General features: G+C 47.6%; 18 protein-coding genes. 8 read left to right on the forward strand and 10 right to left on the reverse strand.

Translation table 11 applies throughout. The features are described 5' to 3' along the window. Positions 1 to 66: 66 nt before the first annotated feature. From MMG82_RS05495 to MMG82_RS05505, 3 genes are read right to left on the reverse strand one after another with little or no spacing between them, the layout of a single operon-like run. Entirely contained in the window at positions 67 to 1,686 is a 1,620-nt protein-coding gene (locus tag MMG82_RS05495; RefSeq protein WP_241406580.1) for a PepSY-associated TM helix domain-containing protein, read from the reverse strand. 5 nt (positions 1,687 to 1,691) lie between these two features. Next, positions 1,692 to 1,982, reverse strand: a complete 291-nt coding sequence (locus MMG82_RS05500) for a hypothetical protein (RefSeq protein ID WP_241406581.1) — start codon at positions 1,980 to 1,982, stop codon at positions 1,692 to 1,694. 3 nt (positions 1,983 to 1,985) lie between these two features. Next, a complete protein-coding gene (locus MMG82_RS05505; RefSeq protein WP_241406582.1) occupies positions 1,986 to 2,240 on the reverse strand; it encodes a hypothetical protein in 255 nt (84 codons plus the stop codon). A 335-nt stretch (positions 2,241 to 2,575) separates the two neighbouring features. Between MMG82_RS05505 and MMG82_RS05510 the strand changes: the two genes are divergently transcribed. Further along, complete coding sequence (locus MMG82_RS05510) at positions 2,576 to 3,463, forward strand: SPFH domain-containing protein (RefSeq protein ID WP_037413580.1); 888 nt, start codon at positions 2,576 to 2,578, stop codon at positions 3,461 to 3,463. Between the two features lie 109 nt (positions 3,464 to 3,572). Here MMG82_RS05510 and MMG82_RS05515 read toward each other — a convergent pair whose 3' ends face one another. Together MMG82_RS05515 and zntR are read right to left on the reverse strand one after the other, a co-directional pair. Next, complete coding sequence (locus MMG82_RS05515) at positions 3,573 to 5,048, reverse strand: permease (RefSeq protein ID WP_241406583.1); 1,476 nt, start codon at positions 5,046 to 5,048, stop codon at positions 3,573 to 3,575. Positions 5,049 to 5,050: 2 nt separating this feature from the next. After that, positions 5,051 to 5,524 carry a Zn(2+)-responsive transcriptional regulator gene (gene zntR / locus MMG82_RS05520; protein ID WP_047535147.1) on the reverse strand — a complete coding sequence of 158 codons (474 nt, stop codon included), beginning with the start codon at positions 5,522 to 5,524 and terminating at the stop codon, positions 5,051 to 5,053. A 336-nt stretch (positions 5,525 to 5,860) separates the two neighbouring features. Here zntR and purH point away from each other — a divergent pair, with 336 nt between their 5' ends. The 4 genes from purH (at position 5,861) to MMG82_RS05540 (ending at position 12,656) form a co-directional block, all read left to right on the forward strand. Next, complete coding sequence (gene purH, locus MMG82_RS05525) at positions 5,861 to 7,459, forward strand: bifunctional phosphoribosylaminoimidazolecarboxamide formyltransferase/IMP cyclohydrolase (RefSeq protein ID WP_023268923.1); 1,599 nt, start codon at positions 5,861 to 5,863, stop codon at positions 7,457 to 7,459. A 105-nt stretch (positions 7,460 to 7,564) separates the two neighbouring features. Beyond that, complete coding sequence (gene purD, locus MMG82_RS05530) at positions 7,565 to 8,863, forward strand: phosphoribosylamine--glycine ligase (RefSeq protein WP_172591465.1); 1,299 nt, start codon at positions 7,565 to 7,567, stop codon at positions 8,861 to 8,863. 179 nt (positions 8,864 to 9,042) lie between these two features. Continuing rightward, positions 9,043 to 12,252 carry an ImpA family metalloprotease gene (locus MMG82_RS05535; RefSeq protein WP_241406584.1) on the forward strand — a complete coding sequence of 1,070 codons (3,210 nt, stop codon included), beginning with the start codon at positions 9,043 to 9,045 and terminating at the stop codon, positions 12,250 to 12,252. Between the two features lie 182 nt (positions 12,253 to 12,434). Further along, positions 12,435 to 12,656: a hypothetical protein gene (locus MMG82_RS05540; RefSeq protein ID WP_037413589.1), complete on the forward strand. Its 222-nt coding sequence runs from the start codon at positions 12,435 to 12,437 to the stop codon at positions 12,654 to 12,656. Here the strand turns inward: MMG82_RS05540 and MMG82_RS05545 are convergent. The 3 genes from MMG82_RS05545 to hemE form a co-directional block, all read right to left on the reverse strand. Then, entirely contained in the window at positions 12,653 to 13,456 is an 804-nt protein-coding gene (locus MMG82_RS05545) for an SDR family oxidoreductase (protein WP_037413590.1), read from the reverse strand. The two genes, MMG82_RS05540 and MMG82_RS05545, sit on opposite strands and share 4 nt — an antisense overlap. Positions 13,457 to 13,531: 75 nt before the next feature. Next, entirely contained in the window at positions 13,532 to 16,102 is a 2,571-nt protein-coding gene (gene pdeB, locus MMG82_RS05550; protein WP_047535157.1) for a cyclic di-GMP phosphodiesterase PdeB, read from the reverse strand. Between the two features lie 385 nt (positions 16,103 to 16,487). Further along, entirely contained in the window at positions 16,488 to 17,552 is a 1,065-nt protein-coding gene (hemE, locus tag MMG82_RS05555) for a uroporphyrinogen decarboxylase (protein ID WP_037413592.1), read from the reverse strand. Positions 17,553 to 18,013: 461 nt separating this feature from the next. Between hemE and rsd the strand changes: the two genes are divergently transcribed. After that, on the forward strand, positions 18,014 to 18,499 hold the full coding sequence (gene rsd, locus MMG82_RS05560) for a sigma D regulator (protein ID WP_086023981.1): 486 nt from the start codon (positions 18,014 to 18,016) through the stop codon (positions 18,497 to 18,499). Positions 18,500 to 18,683: 184 nt separating this feature from the next. Here rsd and acnB read toward each other — a convergent pair whose 3' ends face one another. After that, positions 18,684 to 21,281, reverse strand: a complete 2,598-nt coding sequence (acnB, locus tag MMG82_RS05565; protein ID WP_047535159.1) for a bifunctional aconitate hydratase 2/2-methylisocitrate dehydratase — start codon at positions 21,279 to 21,281, stop codon at positions 18,684 to 18,686. Positions 21,282 to 21,702: 421 nt separating this feature from the next. On the opposite strand from acnB, the gene hxpB reads away from it, so the two are divergent. After that, complete coding sequence (hxpB, locus tag MMG82_RS05570; RefSeq protein WP_088586222.1) at positions 21,703 to 22,356, forward strand: hexitol phosphatase HxpB; 654 nt, start codon at positions 21,703 to 21,705, stop codon at positions 22,354 to 22,356. Between the two features lie 52 nt (positions 22,357 to 22,408). Further along, a complete protein-coding gene (locus MMG82_RS05575; RefSeq protein ID WP_241406585.1) occupies positions 22,409 to 22,735 on the forward strand; it encodes a DUF2845 domain-containing protein in 327 nt (108 codons plus the stop codon). A gap of 58 nt (positions 22,736 to 22,793) precedes the next feature. Here the strand turns inward: MMG82_RS05575 and MMG82_RS05580 are convergent, their stop codons facing one another. Next, positions 22,794 to 24,836: a M13-type metalloendopeptidase gene (locus MMG82_RS05580; RefSeq protein ID WP_172587749.1), complete on the reverse strand. Its 2,043-nt coding sequence runs from the start codon at positions 24,834 to 24,836 to the stop codon at positions 22,794 to 22,796. Between the last annotated feature and the right edge of the window lie 13 nt (positions 24,837 to 24,849).

Below are 24,849 nucleotides of genomic sequence, written 5' to 3' on the forward strand. Positions count from 1 at the left end.
GCCGTTAATGTTAAGTCTCTCCCCCCTGTGAATAACAATGGGCGCCGATAACGGCGCCCATTGCTATTACGATGTTTGCTGGGTTAATTCTGCCACGGGCACTGTAGCGGGAATGGCCCAGACACTGTCCTGCGGCCCATTAAGCACCCGATGGCGAGTCAGCTTGTAACCATAAAAGAACACTCCGCTAAAGGCTAACGCCACCAGATCAACGCCCAAAGTTGCAGAAGAATAAGGCGCCCATAAGCCTAAACTTGGCGCGATTAACGCAACTAGAGACGTGATTGGCATCGCCAATGTAGCCAAGCCGCACACAGGCAAAATCAGTAGCGCCGCCTTGGCTGCGCCACGCCAAAAGGCGTAAGCCACCAGCAATCCAAACACCAGATAATACAGCCACAAATAGACGTGGTTAATATTGCTCACATGCGCGTAAAACCATTTACCCAGCAACATACTTATCGTTAAGGCGGCAACTGAGCCTAAGCAAATCCCCACTGTGGCACTGGCCATTAAACGGCAAGCACGGGTTTGTTCACTGGCCTGCTTTTTACGGCGTTTTTCCAGCCACAGCAAGTTGCCACTGTAAAATAAAAAAGCGCCGCTCAAACCTAAGAAGAAATACACCCAGCGCCCGAGATCGCCCCCATAACTGCCAAAGTGTAATCCAAAGAATACCGCAACGGTTCTGGCCCAAATCCCCTTATCACTTTGGTCAATCGTGCTATTGGATACCTTGAGGCTATAGGGATGCAGATATAAATAATCAGTGACAGGCCCACGCATAAAACCATTGGGGTTATATAACCCCAAGCGCAAGGTCGCACGGGGATTATCCAAGTTCATAAAGGTCATTTCATTCACTTGATAATCGGGGGCGATTTGCTGCACCTTGGCTAACACAGTGGTGACCTTTGGCAAATCGGCAAGTGTATAGGGCGTTCTGTCAGGCGCGGGCTGGACAAAGAGCGGTTTTTCGCCATAAACCACATGTTTAAGCCCATCGTAAAGCTGATCATGGAAGGCAAACACAATCACGGTAAGGCTAATCACTAAATGAAATGGCAGACTGGTAATACCGACTAAATTATGGGCATCAAGCCAGAAACGACTCTCACCTTTATCTTTACGCAGGGCGAAAAAGCTTTTGGTTAAGGTGGGCAGTAAAAAAATCACCCCAGAAACCAGCGCCAAGAAGTATAAGAAGGCGGCGACGCCGAGCACATAGACGCCCGCTTGATCGTGGCCGACCTCACCGGCAATCCCCGCGGTGCGATGTAATTGGTCAATCAGTTCAGCTAACTCACTGGGCGTACTTAGTTGAGTGACTAATTGCCCCTGCTCGTCAAGACTGGCATGCCAAAGCTGATTACTCATGCTAAGTTCACGCTCCGAGCCCTGTTGATACCAAGTCATCGGCGATTGATGCTCATCATTCAAGTGCAAACGAAAACCGGTTTTGGCCTTATCATCCTGCGCTAACACTTTAGCGACTAAGTCATCCAGTTTGTCAGCGGGCACTTGAGGCAAAGTTAGGGCTGGAGGCATTGACCAAGCGTCAATCGCCCCCTTAAACATGGTGAGCGAACCAGCATAAAAGCCGATAAACAATACGATTCCGGCGATGATACCAGTCCAAATATGGATAGACTGATACACCCGTAACACATCACTGCGAACTTTCATCCTTGTCACCTAAAGGTATATAACACTATATAAGTCAAAATGTTAAATAGGCCCAAGTAGCCGATTGCCCTGAGTCCGGTTTTAAACAGAAAGCTAAAACTTAATATCAGCAACCAAATGGGTGTAATCATCCACATGTTGAATTGCACCTTAGTGTCGGCATCGATTCCACCTGGGCCAAACCAGGCAAATAACCCCACCAATCCAAGCGCTAAGGTAAATCCTAAAATCAATCCCGCCAGTGATTTAGTCCACCAGTCAGGTTGTAATTTGTCCTGTTCAGCTAAACGTGCCATGAGTTATTTCCGCCCCAAAAGTGAGACAAAAGGCACTAACCCCGTCAATAACATCAACAGGGCTAACCAAATAAAAATCGCGGCGCTAAGGGTAAAGAGACTGAGCCAACCGAGTAAACTGGCAAAGGCAAAAGCATAGGCGAGTAACCGCCAAGGCCGCTTAGGAAGGGAGCTTGCAAATAGTTTTTGCTGCTTATTCGTTAAATAAAATAACAAGCAGGCCAACAGCGTCGCTAACACAGATATAAGTTGCAACACGGGATGTTTTCCTCTCACCACAAAGCGTTAGCATTCGAGTCCCATTTGCATATGCTCGGTGTATATCCTATAAAAAGATAAGCGCATGAAAGCAATGGAAGAATTTGAATCTCAGGACTCTAGCCATGGTGAGAATAATTCGCAATAAGATTTACAGTGTAAGGATGAGTTGTGATATTACTGTCACATATTGATAAGCTAGATACCCGATTGTTGCCAGCTGTTAACCATTAAGATACATTTTGCAGCAACCGTTTCGTCTCGATATAAATAATCATCAACACGATCCGCGCTCACTCCAACCCCATCTCGACGACCCTAGCAAAGGAAGCTAAATGATAAAAAATGAACTCAACCTGCCAAGTTCCTTTGGCCTGTCTAAAATCATTCCTTTAGTGATTTTACTCATCCTATTTATCTCACTCTTTGGCAGTTGGTATACGGTTGACCAAGGTGAACGCGGGGTGATTCTACGTAACGGTAAGATCATTGGTACAGCAGAGCCGGGACTTGGGTTTAAACTGCCCATGTTTGACACCGTAGTAAAAATCTCAACCCAAACCCACACGACTAGCTACAGTTCACTACAAGCCTATAGCCGTGACCAACAACCCGCGACACTTAACGCTTCAGTCACCTTTAGCGTACCGCCGGATCGGGTCGAAGAAGTCTATGCCAACTTCAAAAGTATTGATGCCATGGTGGCGCGCTTACTCGACCGCCAAGTGCCAACTCAAGTTGAAAATATTTTTGGTAAATACACCGCAATTTCAGTGGTACAGGAGCGGATCAAATTTGGTATCGATGTGACCAATGCCATCACCCAATCGGTGAAAGGGCCAATCGAGATCACCTCGGTACAGATTGAAAATATCGATTTCTCCAATGCCTATGAGAAATCTGTTGAAGACAGAATGCGCGCAGAGGTTGAGGTACAGACCCAACTGCAAAACCTAGAGAAAGAAAGAGTCAGCGCCCAAATCGCCGTGACCCAAGCGCAAGCGGAAGCAGACTCGCAACTCGCCCGCGCGAAGGCTGAAGCTGAAAGTATCCGCATCAAAGGGGATGCAGAAGCCTCTGCGATTAAGAGCCGCGCCGAGGCTCTGGCACAAAATCAAAACCTTGTCGAACTCACCAAGGCCGAAAAATGGGACGGCAAGCTACCTACCACAGTCTTACCCACGGGCACCCTCCCGTTTATCGATGCAAAGAAGTCGAACTAACAAACGACTAAGCATCGCAAGTAAGCTATTTGCCACTAGCGATACGCATTAGGCTTTACCATAAAAAATCCCCAGTCACATTGCTGGGGATTTTTATTTATCGCTATTGCTATGAACAGCAATCGCTGCGGCGTAACCAACTTCTTGGGATCTTCTCAAACACCACTTTCGCCATCAACAACGCCAGTACTATGCCCGAAGTGGCCACTAACCAACTTGGTAGCATTTGGTGTTCATGGCCAATCTGTGGCATTACCTCAAAACCAAAGTTCGCCACTAGATAGTTCACTAAGGCACCCGCAACTAAGGCAACACCTAACACACCGCCAAGATAGCCGTAGAGCGCACGCTTTCCCAGCTCCTTAGTCACTACACCTAAAGTAGCGATATTGGTTGCAGGGCCTGCCATCATAAACACCAGCACGGCGCCGGGGGACACGCCAGCGAGTAACAAGCCCGCGGCAATCGGCGTCGAAGCCGTTGCGCAGATATACATAGGCACAGACACTAGCACCATCACCAGCATGGCCAGCAACCCATCGCCCCACTTAGCTAAAAAGTCAGCAGGAACATAGGTTTGTACTAATGCAGCGAAGAATAAACCCACCAGCAGCCAGAGGGTCGTATCACGCACAAGATCCGTCGCCGCATATTTAAGCCCAAGCCCAATACGCGCAATCACAGATTCAGACTTCAACTCAGTCGCCATATCCTGAGTCGACGCACAGCAGCTCTCGCCTTCGGCTTGATGGCTCTCAGCCGTTTTCGCGCTAGAGCTACCACAACAAGCGCCCTTCTTCACTACGACTATTTTTTCAGGCGCTGCAGTTTGAGTACCACAGCATGAACCAGCATTTTCAACCTTGACCGCACTAACTTTAGCCGCATTAACCATACCGACAGTGCCCATACTTGGGCCACTAGCCGCCATTAGACTAGGCTTAGCCATAGGTGTCATTTTGATTTTCGGTTCGGTTGATGGCGCTTTCGCGTTATCACTGCCGCAACAGGAAGACTTAACCGTCGTGATTACAGGCGCCTTAGTCGAGGCGCAGCAGCTTTTTACCGCTTCGGCTTTTACCACTGTCTCTGGCGACGGGGATTTTGAGGCGCTGCATGAAGCGACAGGCGCTGCGCTAGCTAATGCCTTGTCTGACTGGGAATCGGCCTTAACCGCAGGTTTGCCATCGTCATCATCACGTCCCACCAGTAAGCCCGCAACAATGGCGCTAGTGATCGCTGCAATCGGGCGCACTATTGCCATAAAAGGGCCGAGTAACACGTAGGAAACGGTCACCGAATCGACGCCAGTTTCAGGGGTGGAGACTAAAAAGGAGGTAGTTGCCGCTTTCGATGCCCCAGAGCGGCGCAGCCCCACGGCAGCGGGGATCACACCGCAGGAACACAGAGGTAAAGGCGCGCCCAATAACGCTGCCTTGACCACAGTTTTAAAGCCATGTCCGCCGAGCTGCTTTTGCATCCAGGCCATAGGCACGAATACTTTAAGTAAACCCGCCAGAATCAAGCCAAGCAACAGCCAAGGAGCGGAATCTAAAAACAGATCGATAAAGTTTTTCAGTAACATAATTAATTCCCTGACTTATCTAGGGTTGTAGCGCTGTGGACTGCACCATGATCATGCTCAACGCGTACTCGCTCGGTACTCGACTCTAGCGCCTCTAAAATCGAGCAATGTTCGGCGCTACGCGGTCCGCCGCAGCAGGCATCCGACAAGCTCTGCAAACTGGTTTGAAAATGCAGTAACTCGGCAATCTTCGCCTGTACCTGCGCCAGCTTCAGGTCCACCATGCCCTTTACATCGGCACAGGCCCAGTTGGATTTGTCGAGGTCGATAGACAACAACTCACTGATTTCACTTAAGGTAAAACCCACCGCCTTCGCCCGCAGAATAAAACGCAGCCGCGCCGCGTCGGCATCGGTATAGACCCGATAGCCAGAGTCGGTACGGCTCGAAGGCGAAAGCAGGCCGTGTTTCTCATAGAATCTGAGGGTGTCGGCCTTAACCTCGCATAAATCGGCTAACTCACCAATTCGGTACATAGTTAATCCTTTGCAGTTTTACTCGAATCATCTCAAGCAACACTGACAATCAATATGATGAAGCGAGTATAAACCTTAGAGCCTACTCCAAGGTCAAGGGCTATTTTGAAATTTACACCTCGCCCAAAAATCATTCCACTTTGTTCTGATATCAATATTGTGAAATCGCGCAGAAAAAACACCCGTAAATCTAGTTTTACGGTAGAATACGCGCGCCTGACGCTGGGACAAAAAATATAAGTAGGACCAAGGGACTTTTGGAAAGCAGAATCCGATAGAAGTTGTTCTGTTTTCCGAAAGATCCTTGAAACTAAAATAACTGGACCCTGTACCCAAATGACTGTTGCAAATAATGCCAGACCCATTCGTCGCGCGCTGTTAAGCGTTTCAGATAAAACCGGAATTCTCGAATTCGCCAAAGCATTACACGCCCAAGGCGTTGAACTGCTGTCAACGGGCGGCACCGCTCGCTTGTTAGCGGATAACGGCGTGCCTGTTATCGAAGTATCTGACTATACAGGACACCCTGAGATCATGGATGGTCGCGTTAAAACCCTGCACCCGAAAGTGCATGGCGGCATTTTGGCGCGTCGCGGTCTTGATGAAAATGTCATGGCTGCTAACAATATCAATGCAATCGATCTGGTTGCGGTTAACCTCTACCCCTTTGCAGACACTGTTGCTAAAGCCGGTTGCACCTTAGAAGATGCGATTGAAAACATCGACATCGGTGGCCCGACTATGGTGCGCGCTGCGGCGAAAAACCATAAAGACGTGACTATCGTGGTAAATGCGGCCGACTATAATCGCGTATTAGCCGAAATGGCCGCCAACAATGGCAGCACGACTCACGCAACCCGTTTTGATTTAGCGATTGCCGCCTTCGAACACACCGCTGGTTACGATGGCATGATCGCCAACTACTTCGGCACTATGGTTCCAGCGCATAGCACTGATGAGTGCTTCGAAGACTCAAAGTTCCCACGCACCTTCAACACTCAATTAGTGAAGAAGCAAGATCTACGTTACGGTGAAAACAGCCACCAAACTGCGGCCTTCTATGTTGACACTAAGATCGACGAAGCCTCAGTCGCAACTGCCGTTCAACTGCAAGGTAAGGCACTGTCTTACAACAACATCGCCGATACCGATGCCGCCCTTGAGTGTGTGAAAGAGTTCAGCGAGCCCGCCTGCGTTATCGTTAAACACGCTAACCCATGTGGTGTTGCACTGGGTAAAGACTTGCTCGATGCCTATAACCGCGCCTATCAAACTGACCCAACGTCAGCCTTTGGCGGCATTATCGCCTTCAACGGCGAGTTAGATGCAGCAACCGCTAGCGCTATCGTTGAGCGTCAATTCGTTGAAGTGATTATTGCGCCAGTCGTGAGCCAAGGTGCCCGCGATGTAGTGGCCAAGAAAACCAACGTGCGTCTGTTAGAGTGCGGTCAATGGGATACTAAGACCAAGACCTTAGACTATAAGCGCGTAAACGGTGGCCTGCTGGTGCAAGACCGCGACCAAGGCATGGTTGGCTTAGATGACATTAAAGTCGTGACTAAGCGTCAACCGACCGAGAGCGAGCTGAAGGACTTAATGTTCTGCTGGAAAGTGGCTAAGTTCGTTAAATCTAACGCGATTGTTTACGCTAAAGACGGCATGACTATCGGTGTCGGCGCAGGCCAAATGAGCCGCGTCTACAGCGCTAAGATTGCGGGTATCAAGGCTGCCGATGAAGGCTTAGAAGTGGTGAACTCTGTGATGGCGTCAGATGCCTTCTTCCCGTTCCGCGACGGTATCGATGCCGCAGCGGCAGCAGGCATCAGCTGCATCATCCAGCCAGGTGGTTCAATGCGCGATGCTGAAATCATCGCCGCGGCCGACGAGCACGGCATGGCCATGGTAATGACTGGCATGCGCCACTTCCGTCACTAATGCCTCCTACAGCCAGCACGCCAAGTGCTGGCTGTTTCGTTTATCGCACTCAGTGAACATAAGTATCTAACCACAAGAATTTAAAACTCAAAGGGATGACTTAACATGAAAGTATTAGTTATTGGTGGCGGCGGCCGCGAACATGCCCTAGCTTGGAAAGCGGCACAATCACCTCAGGTCGAACTAGTTTATGTTGCACCGGGTAACGCGGGCACAGCTCTCGAACCAAAGCTTGAAAACTTAAATATCAGTGCAACTGACATTCCTGCCCTGCTCGATTTTGCTAAAACCAATCAGATCGAACTCACCATCGTTGGCCCAGAAGCTCCGCTGGTATTAGGTGTGGTTGATGCCTTTAACGCTGCGGGTCTGTCCATTTTTGGCCCAACCAAAGCGGCTGCGCAGTTAGAAGGTTCTAAAGCCTTCACTAAGGACTTCTTAGCGCGCCACAATATCCCAACCGCGGGTTATAAAAACTGTACCGAAATCCAAGACGCTAAAGCCTTCGTGCGCGAACTGACGGGCAAGACGGGTTACCCAGTCGTAATCAAAGCTGACGGTTTAGCCGCAGGTAAAGGCGTTATTATCGCCCAAGACCAAGCCGAAGCTGATGCTGCAATTGATGATATGCTCGCGGGCAACAAGTTTGGTGATGCGGGTTCTCGCGTGGTTATCGAAGAATTCTTAAAAGGCGAAGAAGCCAGCTTTATCGTGATGGTCGATGGCAAAAATATCCTTGCCATGGCGACTAGCCAAGATCATAAAGCTCGCGATAATGCCGATCACGGTCCAAACACTGGCGGCATGGGCGCTTACTCCCCTGCGCCCGTGGTCACCCAAAGCGTACACGATTGGACGATTGCTAATGTTATCCGCCCAACGGTTGATGGCATGGCGGCTGAAGGCAATGTTTACACTGGCTTCCTGTATGCAGGTCTAATGATCGCACCAGACGGTAGCGCCAAGGTACTGGAATACAACTGCCGCTTTGGCGATCCAGAAACCCAACCTATTATGATGCGCTTAAAATCAGATCTGGTTGAACTCTGTTTAGCAGCAACCCGCGGCGAGCTGGATAAAGTTACCGCCGAGTACGACGAGCGCGCCGCAGTCGGTGTCGTATTAGCCGCTGGCGGTTACCCTGATGACTACCGCAAAGGCGATGTGATTGACGGCCTAAGCCTAGGTAATCATGATGCCAAGGTCTTCCACGCCGGTACTGAAATGAAAGGCGGACATGTAGTCACTAATGGCGGCCGCGTGTTATGCGCTACAGCCTTAGGAAACACAGTGACCGAAGCACAAAAAGCCGCTTATCAATTGGTTGATGAAATCCATTGGGATGATGTGTATTTCCGTACTGATATTGGCTATCGCGCCATTGCCCGTGAACAACAGAGCTAAGGGTTAATCCCACTAAAAATACCGGCCTAATGCCGGTATTTTTATGCCTTAAATTTGACGATCGTCAAATTTAAGATAATGATTTATATAAATTTTATTAAGATATTATCTACTTTAGCCCGTATTATTCCGCTACAATGCTGCATAATTGTTAATTCCCAAAATAATAAGGACTCCCTATGGAGATTAGACTTATATCTACCGCCATCGCCTTACTGATTGGCGGTTGCGGGGGCGGATCTGAGGATGCGAGCACCACCACACCACCCGTTCAGCCACCGACTATCACCCAATATACCGCCAGTGCAAGTCAGGTATCGGGCGGCAAACTCACTCCTGCAAGCCAAAAAGTCGATTCGGGCAAAAGAGCCAGCTTTAGTGTTCAAGCGGACGCAGGCTTTGTACTAGAAAAAATTAGTGGCTGTGGCGGTTCATTAGCCGAGTTAACTTATACCACAGCGGCGATGTCGGCGGATTGCACGATTACTCCAGCCTTTATCAGCAATGCTGAAAATGCCATTCGCCATCAAGATCATACCCTTGCCAGCGCCATTGAGCTGATTGACTTCAGCACTACCGAACTAGCCAAAGTGGACGCTGCCCGCAAAGCGAAAACCACCCAGCTCTATCAAGGTGTAGGTAGCAGCATTAGCTGGCATCCGACCCGCGACTCCATTACCTTTTCGAGCTTTATGCCGGAAAACACTTTTACCCTACTGCCATCAAATGTGGATGGCAGTGGCGCCAGTGCCGTTCGCGGCCTAGTGATGGCGGGCGAGCAACAGGGACAACGCTATGCCGCTATGGGTGGCAACTTATTTAGCGTCAACACTTCTGCGCAGACAGATATACTGTTGAAAAATCTCATCTCATGGCTGACTAAAGGTGGCGATCAACAGGATGGCCTCAGCATAGTCACGGCCCAAATGCCGAGCCGTGCCGACAGTTGGTATTTCCCCCATAACGAAGGGATCCGCACTTGGCTAAGCAAGTACTATCCCGATGCTCACAGTATCAATACCGCCAATAGCTGCGACTACAGCGCCCTCGCCAGCTGTATCGATACCTTAAAACCCGATTTAATCGTTATCAGCGATATTGACCGCGACAACCTAGGTTACGCGGGCATTCAAGCGGCGATTGCCAAAGCCAAGGCTGCGGGTATTCCCCTGCTACTCTCAAATTATCGACGCGAACAAAGCGCTATGCTCTCGCCACTCTATCTTGAAATGGGGCTATCGACTGCGGGCAACTATTGGTCGAAACTCAACGCCGACAATCTGAGTGTAAGCACCATTCTGGCTGAAGATAAAGCCCTTGAAGATGTTAAGAAACTACTGGCAAATCTGCGGGAGCAGCGCTTTGACACGCAGGTATTAAATGACTGCACAGGCAATTATTTGAGCTGTAATAGCAGCGCCTTTGTTGAGGCCTTTAAAGCGGGTGCCGACTGGTATCGCAGCAGCGCTGAAACCTTAGATATCAATGGCATTGATGCGTTTAGTCGCACTAACTTCCCACTGATAAAGGCCGGTTTACTGCTCGCCGATAAATACCGTAGTGAAATTGATTATCCCATCGCCTACAGCGAGTTCACCCAATGGCAGCAAGCACTATTTGCCGATTGGACGGTGAGCTACGCCCGCGCCCATAACCTTGCCCAAGCCGATTTAGGGGAATATGTCACCGACAGAGCCAATCTAAGTAAAGGCACTAATGCTCACTACGCTTATCCGGCCACAGTATCAGAGCGCAAAACCATTAGCGTACCTTATACGGGTCAATGGACCAGCTCAGGCTGGTACGCCTTACCGGGACAAACCATCACGCTCAGTCGTTTGGATAGCACCAATGCCAACGTCGAAATTAAGCTCAATTATCATAGACGCAATACCAACCGCGCTTTTGAACAAAAGGTTTATCGCGCGCCGCTTGAGTTAGCACAGCAACGAATTAAGCTCGCAAAGGGGCAAAGCATCGAGTTTTCAACCCCCTATGGCGGCCCGATTTATTTCTATATCAGTGGCGGCGAAGGCGCGCTCAGTGTCGATATGCAAGCAAAAAATGTGGCTAAGCACCCGAGTATCATGGATTTTTCTAATCCTTCTGAAATCACTGCCTTCAATGACAAAATTCAAAACACTGAGCTGCCCCATGTGGATCTGCGCACCGATGGCGCTGAACAGCATTTACGCCGCGACCGTTTTATGAATGCCATTGGCGGTAAGATCCCCGATGTTACCGCCTTGCTCAAAAGCATCGTCGAGGACCATATCAATAGTGTTTACACCTTAGCAGGACTTAAGATCCAAGGTAAAAGCTTAAGTGAGTCGTTACCCGCCGAGGTGCTATCAAGCTGTCAGGCACTGTTTGGGCAAGATTGTATCGATGTTAATCTGCACACTCGCACGATTATCCAACACGCTAACTATGACCAGAATGCCCAATGTGGATCGGGTTGCAGTGGCAATCCTTGGGATGCCGCTTGGAATATTTCACCCACGGGTTGGGGAGATAACCATGAACTTGGCCATAATCTGCAAACCAACCGCCTCAATGTGCAATATGCCACTGCCGCCAATAGCGATAATTGGACAGGTTATGGCAGCCGTGCAGGAGAAAACTCCAACAATATCTTCCCCTATGTGGTGCTATGGAAGACCCATTATTTGCGTGATGGCAATAGCGACATCATTAAAGATGGCCATATGAATCACAAAGATCTCTTTTATGTGTTTATGTCCGATGCCATAGGCACTAAGGATACCAGTGGCAAACGTGTAGTCTTTGGCGCTAACTGTAAAGTGTTAGATATCGGCGAAGACCGATATACCGCACCTTGGGCAAGTAATGATTATGCGGTACATAATGGCTATCGCATGGGGTTTTATATCCAAATGGCCCTCAAGGCCCATGGCATGACGCTAAGTGATGGCACAACCTTAAGTAATGGCTTTAATCTCTTTACTTTGCTGTATCAGCACAGCCGTATTTTCGGTAAATACGCTAATAACGCCAGCGATTGGGAGGCAAACCGCAGTAAACTCGGTTTTGACTTATTCCCCTTCGATGGCCATAGCGTCTACGGTGGTAAAACGGTCAGAGACATTCCTGGCAATGACTTTATGTTGGTTTCCTTAAGCAAACTCACAGGCAAAGATTGGCGCAGCCATTTCGATATGCTAGGACTGCGTTACTCTAGTCTTGCAGCCATGCAAGTCACAGCAAACGCCAGCCTTGGCACGGTACCAATGGGTATGTATGAGCTCGAAACTGATTTACCACCCGCGAATATGAGCCAAGGCTTAACCTTTATCCCACTGTCACTGAGCGATAGCAGCACACTTTGGAAAGGCACAGGCTCACCTAGCCAATGCGCGAAACCTTAATACTCTAGACATTAAAGCACTAGACGTTAAGACACTGAAAATTAAGTGCAATAAAAAATAAACCTCGCAAATGCGAGGTTTATTTTTGCCTAAAAGCGTGATCTAACGCACACAAGTTGCGAAGTGGATAGCGCACTATTTGACCTCAATAATGATATCCAATAATAAATCAGGGGTTTTCTATGGGTTATTCAATCAAAGACATTATTTATCAAGGCGAAAAGTCCGGCGTGCATAATTGGCAAACACTGTCGGGACAGAATTTTTACTGGCATCCTGACTGGCTTCATATTGCCGAGGATCTCACAGGCCATAAGGCAACAGCCAACATCCAAGCTGATGGTGATAAGGCAACCCAAAATGAAGCTGAACAAGCCATCGTTAAACACCTCAATAAAAGCTAATGGCCTGAGGCAATTGCTTTACGGGCTATTTTATCGATTAAGCCCGGTGCAATCAGCTTAAGCCAACGTCCGAGCCGGCCGCGAAGAGAAGTGATAAGCTGCCGGCCTCGGGTTGCTATCACAGGTAGCATCATGTCGGCACATTGCTCTGCGGAAAGAATTTTAGCTTCCTGCATTGGCGATTTACCGAGTGGCTTACCCGCACCATCTAAGGCTCGCTTATGGATTTGCGAGACGACAAAATCAGGGCAAATCACCGTCACGGCCACATTATCGTCAGCAAGCTCAATCCGCAGCGAATCAAAAAAACCGATAACAGCATGCTTAGACGCCGCATAACCACTACGAGTCGGTACGCCTGTTAACCCAGCCACCGAAGCCACCACCACGACCTGACCTTGGCTCGACTTTAAATAGGGTAAGGCGGCATGGGTCAAATAGGCAGGGCCTAAGTAATTAACGCGCATGATATCTTCAAGAACCGCTAGTTGGGTTAACTCATCAAAACGCGACCACATCGTCATGCCCGCATTATTAACCAAAATATCGAGACGGCCATAATGGGCAATCGTGGCTTGAATTAAGTCTTCACACTGGGAGGCACTGCTGACATCAGCGGCAAAAACAAAGGGAGTAGGACCATAGTTAGCAATTTCGAGGGCAAGTGAGGCAAGACGCGTTTCGTTGCGAGCACTCAATACAAGTTGGCATCCTACCCGCGCCATGGCAATAGCCAGCGCACGACCAATACCTTCAGAAGCCCCTGTAATAATAACCACTTTACCCGTCAGTCCATCCATAACCATATCCTTGTTACTAATATGTTAACTTCGGTTAAGGGTAAATTGGCATAATCACCTAAAAAGCGCAATCCCCTATGCGCGTTGCGCTAAGCTCATCTCAAACTGCTCACAATAACTTGCTAGAGGTTGCGGCCGTCCTATCGCATAACCTTGAGCATAGTTGATACCAATCGCTTGCAATCTATCGATAATCTCTTGGTTTTCTACAAATTCGGCGACCGTCTCAATTCCCATTACTCGGCAAACGTCTTGAATAGATTTAACGATGGCATAGTCCTTGGCATTGACGGCCAGGTTTTTAACAAAGCAGCCATCGATTTTGACGTAGTCCACGGGCAGTTCGCGTAAATAGCCGTAGGAAGCAAAGCCACTGCCAAAATCATCCAATGCAAAGGAAAAACCGAGTTTGCGCAATTGCCTGAGCATTTCCATGCCGCGGTGACGGTTTTGAATCGCAGTCGTTTCGGTAATTTCAAAGCAAACGCATTGGCTAGGAATATCAAAAATCTGCTGCTGCTTAGCAATATATTCCACCATGCCTTCGGCGCCGAGACTATTGCCCGAAAGGTTGATTGAAATGCAGTGATCCGGCCAAAGCTGCGAATTTAGTGACAGCCATAAAAAGGCTTTACGTATCACTTCTTTATCAATTTCAGGCATCAGCTTAAAACGCTCTGCGGCAGCAATAAACTGGGCAGGCGCCAAAATGCGACCACAAGGCTCTTGGATCCTGAGCAAAATCTCCATCCGTTGGCGTTTAGAACTCGCACCTAATCCTCGGATGGGCTGGTAGTAGAGCAAGAGTTCATTTTCCTCAATTGCTTGGGCAATACGCATCGCCCATTTAGGCGCATTACGCTGGTAGGTCAGTTCTTTATCTTTATCATCATAAATATGAATTTGATTGGCGCCCTTAGCTTTAGCGGCAATACAAGCGATATCCGCATCCTTGAGTAACTCCTGCGCATTGATATAGGGCGCACGCCCAAAGGCAACACCAATACTTAAACCGACTTTGTAGTTGCAATTTTTATCGTGTAACACTTGCAACGATACCTGGGCAATAATGTGCTTTAGCAACTGCACCACGGCTAACGCCGAGCGATCGCAGATCACCAGTCCGAACTCATCCCCTCCTAAGCGAGCGAATAACTCCTGAGGCCCAAGACATGATTGGATTGCCTTAGCGACCATGGCCAGCATGCGATCACCCGCAGTATGGCCACAACTATCATTGATCAACTTAAACTGCTCTAAATCCAAATAACATACCGCAAGGCTCCTCGTTTGACCGGCGAACTCGGGCAGTTGTTCTTCAAACGCTTGGCGATTAAGTAACCCGGTAATACCATCAAAGTTTGCGCGTTTTTGTAGCTGGTGCTTAAGGCGTTCTTCTTGGGTGATATCCCGCAGTACCACTACAGTACCGACAATCTCTTTTTCATGATTAAGCACGTTACTAATGCTACGTTCAATAATCCGTGGCGTTGTGGTTAACAGTTTGATTTTAGCGACTTGAGGTGTCGTTTCGCCAAGGCGAATACAGTGAAATACCGCTTGATTTAACTGCTCTCCAGCCTTTAATAAGCTAGCAAGACTCTCACCAACGGCATCACAACTGGCCACATCAAGCAGTGTTTCAGCCTTTGGATTCATGTAAATGACGTTTGCATCGATGTCGGTCAAGATAACGGCTTCAGCAATCGACTCTAAGGTTATTTTACCGCGCTCTTTCTGCTGATAAATCCTCGCGAGTAAGCTGTTTACGCGATTCGCCAATACAGATAACTCTTCATTACCCTCGCTGGTCACAGGCCGATATACACTCGCCATAGGATCAACGAGCGCTAATTGCTGCATCAAGCTATTAAGGGGCTGTAACAAGCCTGAACGCAACCAAACATAACCCAAGGCGACAATGAATACCCCCAGTAATATCACCGCAAGCGACACCCAGTCGAGACTAAGCTTTACATCTCGAAAAGGATCATCAGAAAATTCAACCTGGAGATAGATTGGTTGTTGACTAATGAGACTCGGCAGCGCAACCGAACTTGGATGTAAGGTATTATGTGTTGTTACAGCATTAGACATGCTGATCCGCGCGACAAGGGAGGTTTGGGCGTATTCCAGTAGATCGCGCTCAGTAAGTTGCCGCACTAACAGCACATACTCACCCAAATGTGAAGCGACCGCAGTGACGACATATCCTTTATCGCCAATTAAATAGGCGCTGGCAAACTCAGGCTTAGCCTGCGTTGTTATCGCCTTGGCGATTTCCTGCCGATTCACATCATCTATTGATTGCTCATTTTGAAAAACACTCTGCAAATTTCCATCTCGCAGAATAAACCAACTTAAATTGGCAGACATGGAGCTCTCAAGCCACGAAGACTCGAGGGCTTTTAACTGCTCGCTATCGAGATGAGCTAATGGCGAGGCATAAATATTAGTGAGAAACCCTAACCGATCGACATCGATGCGGAACTGCTGCTGAATATTCGCCAGCTCGCGCTGTACATTATCCTGACGTAACAATTCGACCCTATGGTCAAACCAAACCCCGAGGCAATAGGAGACAAGCACAACGGCTGGTAAACAGAACCCTGCAATAAATACCAATATTTTGTTGCCTATGCGCATCTTTTACCACGGCTTACGTAATTAAATTAACAAACGGCTTTATTTAGTCCCTTATAGCGCCATGCAACATATCTCATTTGCAAATAGTATTAAATATCACTTTGCTTTATCCGTTGCTAAAGTAGGCAATAGCATGCATTTAATTGCTTTAAACGCCTTTGATTTAACGCAGCTATTCGATAAAAAAGTTTTAAAAAGTTAGATGGTAACCGAGCTCCAATGCACTAACACCGCGGAGACATACGCTATAAAGCACGCGATTAATTAATGCACTCGCTAAACCACAAGTTAATACCCAATTAACAACGCCCAAGTGGAAGTTTCTGACGCTGTGATAAACGCCATAAAAAACGGACCCTCAGGTCCGTTTGTTATTTAGTGCAGCTTATTTATGGTACTGCTTAGATTGAGCGTGAACCGCCTTAATAAAGGCACCTGCATGCTCTGGGTCCACATGCTGGTGAATACCATGGCCTAAATTAAACACATGGCCTGTACCTTCACCGTAGCCAGCCAGAATTTGAGCGACTTCTTCTTCGATACGTGGGATTGGTGCATATAACATGGATGGATCCATGTTGCCTTGCAGAGCAACTTTATGACCAACACGGCGACGGGCGTCAGCGATATCGACAGTCCAGTCTAAACCTAAAGCATCACAGCCCGTTTCAGCCATCGCTTCTAACCATAAACCACCGCCCTTAGTGAATAAGGTCACTGGCACTTGGCGGCCATCAGCAAAGCGAGTTAAGCCATCAACAATTTTCTGCATATAACGCAGTGAGAACTCACGGTAAGCAGTGTGCGATAACGCGCCGCCCCAAGAGTCGAAAATCATTAAAGATTGCGCACCATTAGCCACCTGTGCGTTTAAATATAAGGTCACTGAATCTGCAAGCTTATCAAGCAACATATGCAATGCAGCAGGCTCGGCGTAGGCCATTTTCTTAATTTTTTCGAAGGTTTTGCTCGAACCGCCTTCAACCATGTAAGTGGCTAGAGTCCATGGAGAACCAGAGAAGCCGATTAATGGCACTTGGCCATTCAGTTCACGACGAATCGTGCTAACGGCCTTCATCACATAACCCAGCTCATCTTCTGGGTCTGGGATTGATAATTTTTTGATGGCATCGATAGTATCTGTTGGGCGCTCAAAACGTGGGCCTTCACCCGCCTCAAAATACAGACCTAATCCCATTGCATCGGGAACAGTCAAAATGTCGGAAAACAGAATCGCCGCATCCAGTTCATAACGACGCAGCGGTTGTAGTGTCACTTCACAGGCCAATTCATGGTTTTTACATAAAGACATGAAATCGCCCGCTTGAGCGCGAGTCGCTTTATATTCAGGAAGGTAGCGGCCTGCTTGACGCATCATCCAAACCGGAGTCATATCGACAGGCTGTTTTAATAGGGCGCGTAAATAACGATCATTCTTTAATTCTGCCATTTGGCTTGATTCCTAGACTTTTATTGAGATCCGCTGGGTCGGTAGTTTAGCATTTACGCGAATAATGTAACCAATATGAGATAATTTATGTGAGCTATTCCCCATCATTGCTGTCCATTTAAGCAGTTATCCTCAAAATGCTAGCCAGATAACATACTGTTTATTAATCGAACTCAAAGTCACAGTCAGACAGAAAAAAGTTGCACCAGTTCCCCGCCTTTGGTATAAAAAGTTTGCGCTAGCAAGAACAATCAAGAAGCTCGTCGCATCGAGCCTGCTATATACATTACTCGCCCAACGATAGGTTTCTATCGTTGGGCTTTTTATTTCCACATTTTTTTATACAAAACAGCTGGTTTGTCCATTTACCAATTATCGCAAATCCCGATAAAAAGGGTTGATCGAAGAGCTATTTCTCCCCTACATTAGAGTTATGTCCTAGCACTTAAATGGAATGCATCATGCTGAGAGAACTCGAAAAAGCAGAACAAAAGTGGGGCGGTTCAAATAAGCTTATAGATCAATGGCTAGAAAATCGTCGCAAACTCTTGGTGCATTATTGCCAAATTGCTGGGCTACCGCCCTACACTAATGCGGAAAAATCGCTTCCCTCTTTTGAGAACGTAAAGTCATTTTGTGATTTATTAGTGGATTACGTTTCTGAAGGTCATTTCGAAGTGTATGACCAAGTGATTAACGCCTGCGAAAAATTTGGCGCCCCTTGCAAAGCGGCTATTCAACAGGTTTTGCCTAAGATCACCCCAACGACCAACGCAGCGCTAGACTTTAACGATAAGTATGCTGAAACGCAGGACGATCAAGTGATGTATCAGCTCGATAAAGATCTTTCCGAACTGGCGCATACCATGGAAACGCGTTTCGAGTTAGAGGATAAACTCCTCGAAGTGCTGCACAGCAAATACTCAGAGCACGCCCAGCAAGCTTAATGCGGCATGATAAGCCACGCTAAACACTGCGCTAAAGAGATACCTGACCGATAAATAATCAATTTATCCTCTATCTTTCGTTAAGTTGCTATGTGATTGTTTGCGCATTAACAGTTAGAGCAAAGCATTCAATAGAAACAAAAAAGCCAGCTTTCGCTGGCTTTTTCATTATCATATCAATCGATTATACAGCTGATTGAAAGATCACTTGTGATGCTTTCTTAGTGTAAGAATCGATTTGATCGAAGTTCAAGTAACGGTAAGTGTCAGCTGCAGTTGCGTCTAACTCTTTCGCGTATTCTTGGTATTCTTCAACCGTAGGCAGACGACCTAACAGTGCTGCTACTGCCGCTAATTCCGCAGACGCTAAGTATACGTTAGCACCTGTACCTAAACGGTTCGGGAAGTTACGGGTAGAAGTCGATACTACAGTTGCACCTTCAGCCACACGTGCTTGGTTACCCATACACAGTGAACAGCCTGGGATCTCGATACGCGCACCAACGCGACCGAAAATACCGTAGTAGCCTTCCTCGGTCAGTTGGTCTTTGTCCATCTTAGTCGGTGGTGCAATCCACAGACGTGTTGGCAGTGTCTTAGCAAACTTATCTAACATCTTACCAGTCGCACGGAAGTGACCGATGTTAGTCATACAAGAACCCACGAACACTTCGTCAATCTTCGTTTGCGCAACAGATGACAGTAACACGGCATCGTCTGGATCGTTAGGCGCACACAGGATTGGCTCTTTGATCTCGTTCAGATCGATTTCGATTACTGCTGCGTACTCGGCATCGGCGTCAGCACTCATCAACTCAGGATTCGCTAACCACTCTTCCATGCCTTTGATACGACGCTCTATCGTGCGACGGTCACCGTAACCTTCAGCGATCATCCACTTCAGCATAGTGATGTTAGAGTTCAGGTACTCGATGATTGGCTCTTTGTCTAACTTGATAGTACAACCCGCTGCAGAGCGTTCTGCTGAGGCGTCAGACAGTTCGAATGCCTGTTCTACTTTCAGGGTTTCTAAGCCTTCGATTTCCAGTACGCGACCAGAGAAGATGTTGATCTTACCTTTCTTCTCAACCGTCAGCAGACCCATTTCAATCGCTTTTAATGGGATAGCATGTACTAGATCACGTAGGGTGATACCAGGTTGCATCTTGCCCTTGAAGCGTACTAATACTGATTCTGGCATGTCCAGAGGCATCACACCGGTCGCAGCAGCGAAGGCAACAAGACCAGAACCCGCTGGGAATGAAATACCGATTGGGAAACGCGTATGTGAGTCACCACCAGTACCAACTGTGTCTGGTAATAACATACGGTTTAACCATGAGTGAATAACACCGTCACCTGGGCGCAGCGACACACCACCACGGTTCATAATGAAGTCTGGCAGTGTGTGGTGCGTGTTAACGTCAACTGGTTTTGGATAAGCGGCAGTGTGGCAGAATGACTGCATAGTCAAATCGGCACTGAAGCCTAAACAAGCTAAGTCTTTCAGCTCGTCACGGGTCATAGGACCGGTAGTGTCCTGTGAACCTACAGAAGTCATCTTAGGTTCGCAGTATTGGCCTGGGCGCACGCCAGCAACGCCACAGGCTTTACCGACCATCTTCTGTGCAAGCGTATAACCTTTGCCATTATCAGCGATGTCTTGAGGACGTACGAATACGTCAGAGGCTGGTAAACCTAATACTGCACGTGCTTTGTCAGTTAAACCACGACCGATGATCAGTGGAATACGACCACCTGCACGCACTTCGTCTAACAGTACGTCGGTTTTCAGGCTGAACTCAGAAATCACTTCATCTGAGCCATGACGCTTAACAACACCAGCATATGGGTAAATGTCGATCACATCGCCCATTTCCATTTTGCTGACGTCGAGTTCGATTGGCAGTGCGCCCGCATCTTCCATCGTATTGAAGAAAATCGGCGCAATCTTGCCACCTAAGCAGAAACCACCAGCACGTTTGTTAGGAACGAATGGGATATCATCGCCCATGAACCACAGTACTGAGTTAGTCGCAGATTTACGTGATGAACCAGTACCTACAACGTCACCCACGTAAACTAATGGGAAACCTTTGGTTTTCAGTTCTTCTAATTTCTTGATTGGACCTACGCTGCCAGGTACATCAGGCTCGATACCATCACGCGCGTTTTTCAGCATCGCTAAGGCGTGCAATGGGATATCTGGACGTGACCAAGCATCGGGTGCTGGTGACAGGTCGTCGGTGTTGGTTTCACCAGAGACTTTGAATACAGTCAGGGTGACTTTGTCCGCTAATTTTGGACGACTTAAGTACCAGTCTGCATTTGCCCACGCTTCAACCACTTGTTTTGCATAGACGTTACCGGCTTCCATTTTCTCAACCACATCGTGGAAAGAGTCAAACATCAGCAAAGTGTGAGATAAGGCTTTAGCAGCTAAAGGCGCCAGAGCGGGGTTATCTAGCTGTGCAATTAGCGGCTCGATGTTATAGCCACCTTGCATAGTGCCTAATAACTCAGTCGCACGTTCGGCAGATAGTATGGGTGAAGTTGCAGTGCCTTTAGCTACCGCATCTAAGAAAGCGGCTTTTACATAGGCGGCTTCGTCAACACCGGGGGGAATTCGATTTTCGAGCAGGTCAAGAATAACAGCTTCTTCACCAGCGGGGGGATTTTGAACCAATTTAACCAGTTCAGCCACTTGATGTGCATCTAATGGCTTAGGGACTACGCCCTCTGCAGCACGTTCTGCGACGTGTTTACGATATGCTTCTAGCACGGCAACATTCCTCTTTGTTTGGCGCTCTAACAACGAAACTGCACGTCTTCTCAATTGAAGCTGACAGTCCGACATGATCGACCCGTATTTCCGGCCAGCAGTATACTACAGCTTTGCAAAAGTATGAATCAGGTCACACTCGGCAAAAGACGAAATAAGGGCTAAATCCGGAGGTGCAACTCAACTTACGGCAACAATAAAACAATGGAAATTAGACAATAGTTTGAAAACAGATAAAAAACCATAATCTACAAATAGTTAACATACGTTCATCAATTTAAAATCGAACGATTATTTTTTTGGACATCAATTCCTTTCCACCAAAAATATTTCTCAACTTTGTGTGTTTAGGCTTTGAAGATGACGGGCTTAAACTTACACTCAAGCTTGAATGACCCATTTCCCATCCCTTGGAGTAGTAATGACATCCCTCAGTATTCAAGCCGTTATTTTTGATATGGATGGCGTGTTAATTGATTCAGAACCCCTTTGGCAAAGGGTTGAATATGAAGTGTTATCGGCGCTTGGCGTGCCAGTCACTATCGAAACAATTCAACAAACCACGGGGTTACGTATCGATCAATGTGTCGATTATTGGTATCACAAAGCGCCTTGGGCCGATTACGATAATGCCAAGGTCAGCAACGCCATAGTTGACAAAGTTGCTGAAGAAATTCGGCAATCCGGTGAGCCGATGTCTGGCGTTCAACAAGCAATGGCATACTGCCAGGCCAAAGGCTTAAAGGTAGGCTTAGCCACCTCTTCACCAACAGCTCTGATTGATGCTGTGCTAACAAGGCTTAAGCTTAAGGGCCAATTTATGGCGGTAGAATCTGCTGAAGCGCTTACCTATGGCAAACCCCATCCAGAGGTTTACTTAAATTGCGCAGCGGCCTTAGGGGTTGACCCGCGATATTGCCTCGCGATTGAAGACTCTTTTAATGGTCTGATCGCTGCCCGCGCCGCCAATATGCAAACCGTTGCGATTCCTGCGCCAGAACAACGCGGTGAAGCAAAATGGATCATAGCCCATCATCAATTAGAGAGTTTATTGGAGCTTGATAAGGTGTTCTAAATAAAGTCACCGAATCAATTTGAGAAAGGTTAATCACTGCTAGGATACACCGATGAAGTATTATGTGTTGTTAATACTGTGGGCGGCGAGTTTGCCAGCCTTAGCGACAGATTCTATGCGCTGTAAGCAATTCGTCATCAACGTAGGCGATCCCTTAGACGCAGTGTTAGAAAAGTGCGGACCGCCAAACAAAGCCAAAGAATATAGCCAACCCGCCACTTATCGAAACTCCGCGGGTGATATCGTGATTGATCCAAGCAAGTTGCCGATAGAATATGCTGAGTGGACCTATGATTTTGGCCCGACACGATTGATGCGGCGGGTTTATGCAACCGATCAAAAAATCGAAAAAATTGAAACCTTAGGATATGGGCATTAATCCTAACCCAAGTAAAAAGCCAGACAGATGTCTGGCTTTTTCGTTTTCATCCTATGGATTACCAGATTTTTACGCGCTCTTCTGGTTTTAAATACATCTTGTCGCTCTCTTTCAGCTCAAAGGCTTTATAGAAAGCTTCAATATTGCGCGGCGTCCCCATCGCGCGGTAGTGGCTAGGTGAATGTGGATCCGTCAGTAAACGACGACCTAACTCTTCATCACGGTAATTACGACGCCATACCTGTGACCAACCGACGAAGAAACGCTGCTCGCCCGTTAAGCCATCGAGCACGGGAGCAGGTTTACCGTTTAAGCTCATCATATAGGCGCGAGCAGCTACTGTTAACCCACCTAAGTCACCGATGTTTTCGCCTAAGGTTAAATCACCGTTCACAAACTTACCGGGTAATGCTTCGTAGCCAGAATACTGCGCCGACAGTTGCTTACCGCGTTTTTGGAACTCTTCACGGTCTTTATCCGACCACCAGTCACGCAGGTTACCGTCGCCATCGTACTTAGCGCCTTGGTCGTCGAAACCATGGCTGATTTCGTGGCCAATAACCGCACCGATACCGCCGTAGTTGACCGCATCATCGGCTTCCATATTGAAAAATGGCGGTTGCAGAATCGCTGCTGGGAATACGATTTCATTGCCAACTGGGCTGTAATAAGCGTTCACCGTTTGCGGTGTCATATGCCACTCGGTACGATCGATTGGCTTACCGAGCTTGTTGATCATGTCTTGATATTCAAACTGGGCGTAACGCATATAGTTGCCCACCAGCTCATCAGGCTTGATTTCTAGCGCAGTGTAGTCTTTCCATTTGTCTGGATAACCAATCTTGTAGGTAAACTTAGACAGTTTTTCCTGAGCCGCGACTTTAGTTTCTGGCGTCATCCACTCAAGCTCATTAATACTGACTTCGAAACCTTTGATCAGATTTTTGATCATAGTTTCCATGCGAGCTTTGGCTTCTGGTTTAAAGTACTGCTTAACGTACTCTTCACCCACTAATTCACCTATTACTTGGTCGGCGCCATCAACCGCTTTTTTCCAGCGTGGTTGCTGCTCTTCAATGCCCATCAACGTTTTGCTCTTAAAGGCAAAGTTAAGATCGACAAAGTTTTTACTTAACAGCTCGGCGTAACTATCCACGAGGTGGAACGTTAAATAGTCCTGCCAAGCCGAAACAGGGAAGGCATCAAAATTTGCACCTAACTTTTCAAAATAAGAGGGTTGACGCACGATCACGTCAGTCACTTTATCACCTAAGCCAGCAGTCGCGGCAAAGGCATTAAAATCAAACTGTCCCATGAGCTTTTGCAGCTCGGCGCGGTTCAGTTTGTTATAGGATTTGTTCGCATCGCGCGACTCTACACGGCTCCACTGACTTTTCGCGATCATCATTTCAATATCGGCCACGTTTTTCGCGGCACGTTTTGCATTTTTATAGCCCGCTTCAGTCAGAATATCAGTCACATATTTCGCCATTGCTTGGCGATTAGCGACAAACTTAGCATCATCTTTTAAGTAGTAATCGCGGTCTGGCAAGGTTAAGCCCGACTGGCTTAAATACACTGCATATTGGGTAGAATTTTTCGCGTCGTTATTAACGTAGAAACCAAAGGGAATACCTGAGCCGCTGGTCAGTAATTTCCCCATCACCGCGGGTAATTCACTGTGACTTTTCACTGCTGAGATGTCCGCCAGTAATGGATTTAATGGGGTTACACCTAAGGTTTCGAGCAAATCGGTATTCATAAAGCTGGCGTTAAAGTCGCCAATTTTTTGCTCATTGGAGCCAGGGGCAGCATTCTTTTTTGCGGCCGCTGCATCGATGATCTTTTTCAATGCATCTTGGCTTTGATCGTACAGCACAGAAAATGCACCATAGTTGGATTTATCAGCTGGAATGGGTGTGTTGGCTAACCATTTACCGTTAACACTGTAGTAAAAATCATCTTGATGGCGAACTGAGGCATCAAAGTTTTGTAATTCAATGCCAGAAACCGCGGCGACTTCAGTTTTAGGCTCGCTGCTGCAAGCGGCTAAACCTAGGCTCAAGGCAATACCCAGCGCCAGTGTGCTTATCTTCTTCATTGTTTTCCCCAGC

This window comes from Shewanella sp. MM_2022_3 (assembly GCF_022557375.1).
Lineage (GTDB): Bacteria > Pseudomonadota > Gammaproteobacteria > Enterobacterales > Shewanellaceae > Shewanella > Shewanella xiamenensis.

Coding starts and splice junctions, on each gene's coding strand:
- MMG82_RS05540 (WP_037413589.1), top strand. CDS start 12,435: ATGGGTTATTCAATCAAAGACATTATTTATCAAGGCGAAAAGTCCGGC.
- pdeB (WP_047535157.1), bottom strand. CDS start 16,102: ATGCGCATAGGCAACAAAATATTGGTATTTATTGCAGGGTTCTGTTTA.
- MMG82_RS05500 (WP_241406581.1), bottom strand. CDS start 1,982: ATGGCACGTTTAGCTGAACAGGACAAATTACAACCTGACTGGTGGACT.
- zntR (WP_047535147.1), bottom strand. CDS start 5,524: ATGTACCGAATTGGTGAGTTAGCCGATTTATGCGAGGTTAAGGCCGAC.
- MMG82_RS05545 (WP_037413590.1), bottom strand. CDS start 13,456: ATGGATGGACTGACGGGTAAAGTGGTTATTATTACAGGGGCTTCTGAA.
- purD (WP_172591465.1), top strand. CDS start 7,565: ATGAAAGTATTAGTTATTGGTGGCGGCGGCCGCGAACATGCCCTAGCT.
- MMG82_RS05580 (WP_172587749.1), bottom strand. CDS start 24,836: ATGAAGAAGATAAGCACACTGGCGCTGGGTATTGCCTTGAGCCTAGGT.
- hemE (WP_037413592.1), bottom strand. CDS start 17,552: ATGGCAGAATTAAAGAATGATCGTTATTTACGCGCCCTATTAAAACAG.
- MMG82_RS05575 (WP_241406585.1), top strand. CDS start 22,409: ATGAAGTATTATGTGTTGTTAATACTGTGGGCGGCGAGTTTGCCAGCC.
- purH (WP_023268923.1), top strand. CDS start 5,861: ATGACTGTTGCAAATAATGCCAGACCCATTCGTCGCGCGCTGTTAAGC.
- hxpB (WP_088586222.1), top strand. CDS start 21,703: ATGACATCCCTCAGTATTCAAGCCGTTATTTTTGATATGGATGGCGTG.
- MMG82_RS05535 (WP_241406584.1), top strand. CDS start 9,043: ATGGAGATTAGACTTATATCTACCGCCATCGCCTTACTGATTGGCGGT.
- rsd (WP_086023981.1), top strand. CDS start 18,014: ATGCTGAGAGAACTCGAAAAAGCAGAACAAAAGTGGGGCGGTTCAAAT.
- MMG82_RS05495 (WP_241406580.1), bottom strand. CDS start 1,686: ATGAAAGTTCGCAGTGATGTGTTACGGGTGTATCAGTCTATCCATATT.
- MMG82_RS05510 (WP_037413580.1), top strand. CDS start 2,576: ATGATAAAAAATGAACTCAACCTGCCAAGTTCCTTTGGCCTGTCTAAA.
- MMG82_RS05515 (WP_241406583.1), bottom strand. CDS start 5,048: ATGTTACTGAAAAACTTTATCGATCTGTTTTTAGATTCCGCTCCTTGG.